Annotated in this window: 4 protein-coding genes; 1 reads left to right on the forward strand and 3 read right to left on the reverse strand. The window is 71.7% G+C overall.

Annotated elements, in window-relative coordinates:
- The 3 genes from CCR87_RS01430 to cysS all read right to left on the reverse strand — a co-directional run.
- The coding region (locus tag CCR87_RS01430) for a squalene/phytoene synthase family protein (RefSeq protein ID WP_201155548.1) at positions 1–507 on the reverse strand (507 nt) is incomplete at its 3' end.
- Positions 508–520: 13 nt separating this feature from the next.
- On the reverse strand, positions 521–2,152 hold the full coding sequence (cimA, locus tag CCR87_RS01435) for a citramalate synthase (protein ID WP_201155549.1): 1,632 nt from the start codon (positions 2,150–2,152) through the stop codon (positions 521–523).
- A complete protein-coding gene (cysS, locus tag CCR87_RS01440) occupies positions 2,149–3,654 on the reverse strand; it encodes a cysteine--tRNA ligase (RefSeq protein WP_201155550.1) in 1,506 nt (501 codons plus the stop codon). Before cysS ends, cimA begins: the two co-directional genes overlap by 4 nt.
- A gap of 289 nt (positions 3,655–3,943) precedes the next feature.
- On the opposite strand from cysS, the gene CCR87_RS01445 reads away from it, so the two are divergent.
- Positions 3,944–4,806 (forward strand): MFS transporter (locus tag CCR87_RS01445; protein ID WP_201155551.1); only part of this gene is annotated, 863 nt, incomplete at its 3' end.

Here is a 4,806-nt window from a genome sequence, read left to right on the forward strand (position 1 = left end):
CGCCAGTGCCCCCGCCGCCGCCAGCCAGGACGCCATCGCCGCCGCCGCGCCGACCTCGGCTGCGACCGCCGCCTGCGCGTCGTCCGCACCCAGCGCCCGGGCGGCCTGCGCCATCAGCGCGCCGCCCGTCCCCTCCAGATACCGCCACAGGGCGGCGGTGTCGGCCGGGGCGTCGGTGTCCAGATCGTCGTGCCGGGCGGCCACCATCCCCGCCAGCGGCGCCACCGGCAGGTTCAGCGCCCGCACCAGATCCGTCAGCGGGGCCGCGACCTCATGCGCGCGGGGGGCCGCGCCCTCGGCGATCCCCTCCAGCGTGTCGGTCCAGAACTGCAGCCGCATCGCCCCGATCATCGGCTCGGCCGAGGCCCAGGGCGCGCGCGCCACCTCCAGGTTGAAGGCATACAGGGGCCACAGCCGCGCGCGGTCGCCCTCCGGCGCGGTCATGGTCGCGAGGAAGCGGTCGGGATCGCCCCGCTCCACCATCGCGGCGCAGGCGGCGACGGTCATGGGTGCCGCGCGGTCATTGCGCGGCCAGCGCGGTGGGGTCGGCGCGGTCGCGGATCAGCTTCCACACGGTGGCGTCCAGCAGCGCCTCGAACGAGGCATCGACGATGTTGGCCGACACGCCCACCGTGGACCAGCGCCGCCCCGCGCCGTCCTCGCTGTCGATGATGACGCGGGTGACGGCGTCGGTGCCCCCTTGCGTGATCCGCACCTTGAAATCCACCAGCCGCATGTCGTCGATGATCGCCTGGTGGGGCCCGAGGTCCTTGGCCAGCGCGCGCGCCAGCGCATGGACCGGGCCCCGGTCGCTGCCGTCGGTGTCCAGCGATTCCGAGACCGACAGCACCTTGCGGTCGCCGATCTTGACCACCACCACCGCCTCGGACAGGCTGACCATGCGGTCGTAGCGGTTCTTGCGCCGCTCCACGGTCACGCGGTAGCGCTTCACCTCGAAGAAGTCGGGCACCAGCCCCAGCGCCCGCCGCGCGACCAGCTCGAAGCTCGCCTGCGCGCCGTCATAGGCGTAGCCCGCGTCCTCGCGCGCCTTCACCTCGCGCAGGATCTCGGCCAGGCGCGGATCGCCGGGGGCGACGTCGATCCCGGCCTCGACCAGGCGGGCGCGCAGGTTGGCCTGGCCCGCCTGGTTCGACATCGGGATGACGCGCGCGTTGCCGACCGAGGCCGGGTCGATGTGCTCGTACGTCGTGGGGTCCTTGAGGATCGCGCTGGCGTGCAGCCCGGCCTTGTGCGCAAACGCCGACGCCCCGACATACGGCGCCGAGCGCAGCGGCACCCGGTTGAGGATGTCGTCGAGCCGCCGCGACATCCGCACCAGCCGCTCCAGCCCCTGCACGCCGGTGGTGAACCGTTCGGCCCACGGCGATTTCAGCGCCAGCGTCGGGATCAGCGTCGTCAGGTTGGCGTTGCCGCAGCGTTCGCCCAGCCCGTTCAGCGTGCCCTGGATCTGGCGCGCGCCCGCGTCCACCGCCGCCAGCGCGCCCGCGACCGCCGTGCCGGTGTCGTCATGGGTGTGGATGCCCAGCCGGTCGCCGGGGATGCCTTCGGCGATCACCCGCGCGGTGACATCCCCGATGGCGCCCGGCAGGGTGCCGCCGTTGGTGTCGCACAGCACGACCCAGCGCGCGCCGGCCTCCAGCGCCGCGCGCAGGCACGCCAGCGCATAGCCCGGATCGGCGGCGTGGCCGTCGAAGAAATGCTCGGCGTCGAACAGCACCTCGCGGCCCTGTGCGGCGGCATGGGCGACCGAGTCGCGGATCGCGCCGAGGTTTTCGTCCAGCGTGATCCCCAGCGCGGTGGTGACGTGGAACGGATGCGCCTTGCCCACGAGGCACACCGCCGGCGTGCCCGCGTTCAGCACGGCAGCCAGCACATCGTCGTTGGAGGCCGATCGCCCCGCCCGCCGGGTCATCCCGAAGGCGGTCATGGTGGCGCGGGTCCGCGGCGCCTCGGCGAAGAAGTCGCTGTCGGTGGGGTTCGCGCCGGGCCACCCCCCCTCGATATGGTCCACCCCCAGCGCGTCGAGCATCCCCGCGATCTCGCGTTTTTCACCCACCGAGAACTGCACGCCCTGCGTCTGCTGCCCATCCCGCAGGGTGGTGTCGTAGAGGTAGAGGCGTTCGGGGGTCATTTCAGCGCCTCCCCTTCAGCTTCGTGGCGCAGTTGAACCGCCTCGCCCTCGGACAGCGCGCGGTGAGCGGTCAGCTCGACACAGGGTTTGCCGTCCCTGCGGCTGATGGCAGTCTCCACACCCAGCGACTTCAGTCGAGCCTTCAAGGCATCTACGCGGGTGAAATCCTTCTTCGCTTTTGCATCGGCATAGAGGTCGAGGAACCTCGCCGCAGTGCTGCCGAGAGCATTCACCAGGTCCTCCGGCAAGGTCCCCGGCGCGCGCACCCCGTAGTGGCCCGAAGTTTCGAGGCTCACACGCGGCCTGGGATACCAGTCCGAGGTTTCCGCACAGCCGAGCCCGAGAAACGCCACGGACGCCTTGAGGGCCTCGGCCGTTTCCGGCGTGGCCAGGTCGTGCAGTGCGGCGAGAGCCGCCGGCGTGTTGAGGTCTTCCGCGAGGGCACCGATGACCTGCGGGCTGGGAAGGGAGGCCGCAGGCACTCCTTCCGTCAGCCTGTACCAACCCTCCAGCGTTTTCCTTGCCCGTTCGGCCTCCGCCTCCGTCCAGTCCATCGGCTTGCGGTAGTGGGTCTGGAGCATCACGAAGCGGATCACCTCGCCGGGCCAGCCCTGGTCCAGAAGGTCGCGGACGGTGAAGAAGTTGCCCAGGGATTTGGACATCTTCTTGCCGTCGACCTGCACCATCTCGTTGTGCAGCCAGACCCGGGCGAAGTCGCCTTCGGGGTGGGCGCAGCAGGACTGGGCGATCTCGTTCTCGTGGTGGGGGAACATCAGGTCGATGCCGCCGCCGTGGATGTCGAAGCTCTCGCCCAGCAGGGCGTGGGACATGGCGGAGCATTCGATGTGCCAGCCGGGGCGGCCGCGGCCCCAGGGGCTGTCCCAGCCGGGCTCATCGGGGCCGGAGGGTTTCCACAGCACGAAATCCATCGGGTTGCGCTTGTAGGGGGCGACCTCCACACGGGCGCCGGCGACCATGTCCTCCACCGCGCGGCCCGAGAGCTTGCCATAGCCCGCACGCCAGCTGTCGACGGCGAACAGGACATGGCCCTCGGCGGCATAGGCGTGGCCCTTCGCCACCAGCCCCTCGATCATCGCGACCATCTGGGGGATGTAGTCGGTCGCGCGTGGCTCGTGCGTGGGGCGCAGGGCGCCGAGTTCCTTCATGTCGGCGTGGTAGAAGCCGATCGTCTCGTCCGTCAGCGTGCGGATGATGGCGTTGAGGTCGCGCCCGTCGCCCCCCTCCTGCAGCGCGCGCGCGCGGGCGTTGATCTTGTCGTCCACGTCCGTGAGGTTGCGCACATAGGTGACGTGCCCTGCGCCATACACATGGCGCAGCAGGCGAAACAGCACGTCGAACACCACCACCGGCCGGGCGTTGCCCAGATGCGCACGGTCATAGACGGTGGGCCCGCAGACATACATCCGCACATCGGCGGGGTCGATCGGGGCCAGCGCCTCCTTGCGGCGGGTGCGGCTGTTGTGCAGCGTGATCTGGGTCATGGGGCCTCACGGGCGCCGCCGGGGCGGGGTCGTGGGCTTCTCCGAGGGAAAAGACGCGCGCCCGCCGAGCCGGTCAGCGGCAAATGCAGATGCGGGGGGTGCAGCACGGCGTCATCCCCCTTGCATACCCCAAGGCCGGGCGGCTGCCAAGTCTGCCGAGGTCTGGGGCCATGTCTGCGGGCAAGTCTGGGGCCATGTCTGGGGCCATGTCTGGGGCCAGGTTCGCGGCCAGCTCCGCGGGGGGTGTTTGCGTCTTGTGGCGGGGGCGGTTTCGCGGCACCGGTGGGCAATGCGCGATGCGGCCCCTTCGGCCCCCGGGGATGCCCCGGCGATCTGGCTTCTGGCGGTGGGCCAGACGCTTGGCTATGCCGGGCTGGTCTATGTCTTCGCGGCCCTTCTGGTGGCGTGGGAGGCCGATCTGGGCTGGTCCAAGACCACACTGGCGCTGGGTCCCGCGCTGTCGATCCTGGTGTCGGCGGGGCTGGCGACCTGGGCCGGGCGGCTGGTGGACCGGGGCCATGCGGTGGCGCTGCTGACGGGGGGCGCGTGCCTGGGCGCGCTGGCGCTGGTGGCGCTGTCGATGGTGCAGACGCCGGCGCAGTATCTGGTGGTATGGGCGGTGATCGGCGTGGCGCATTGCGCCTGCCTCTACGAGGTGTGCTTTGCCTTTCTGGTGCGCCGGCTGGGCCAGGCTGCCCGCGGCGCCATCGTGCGGGTGACGCTGGTGGCGGGGCTTGCGTCGTCGATCGCGTTCCCGGTGGGCGCGGGGCTGGCACAGGCGTTCGGCTGGCGCGGGGCGGTGCTGGCCTTTGCCGCGGGGCTGGCGTTCGGGGCGGCGCCCGCCAGCTGGATCGCCGGGCGGCGGCTGCGGCGACAGGCGGCGCGCACGCCCCCGCCCGCCTCCGAGACCGAGGCCGAGGGGCGCGCGGCCTTTGCCGCCGCCCGCCGCCGCCCGGCGTTCTGGCTGCTGGCAGCGGCGTTCGGGCTGATCATGACCAACCACATCATGCTGGTCAGCTTCTTCATCCCGCTGTTCATGGAGCGCGGCGCAAGCCCTGCCATGGCGGTGGCCGCCGCCGCCACCGTGGGTCCGTTCCAGGTCATCGGCCGGCTGATCCTGGCGCTGGGCGAGGCGCGGGTGGGGTCCGGGCG

This window comes from Rhodobaculum claviforme (assembly GCF_016653255.1).
GTDB lineage: Bacteria > Pseudomonadota > Alphaproteobacteria > Rhodobacterales > Rhodobacteraceae > Rhodobaculum > Rhodobaculum claviforme.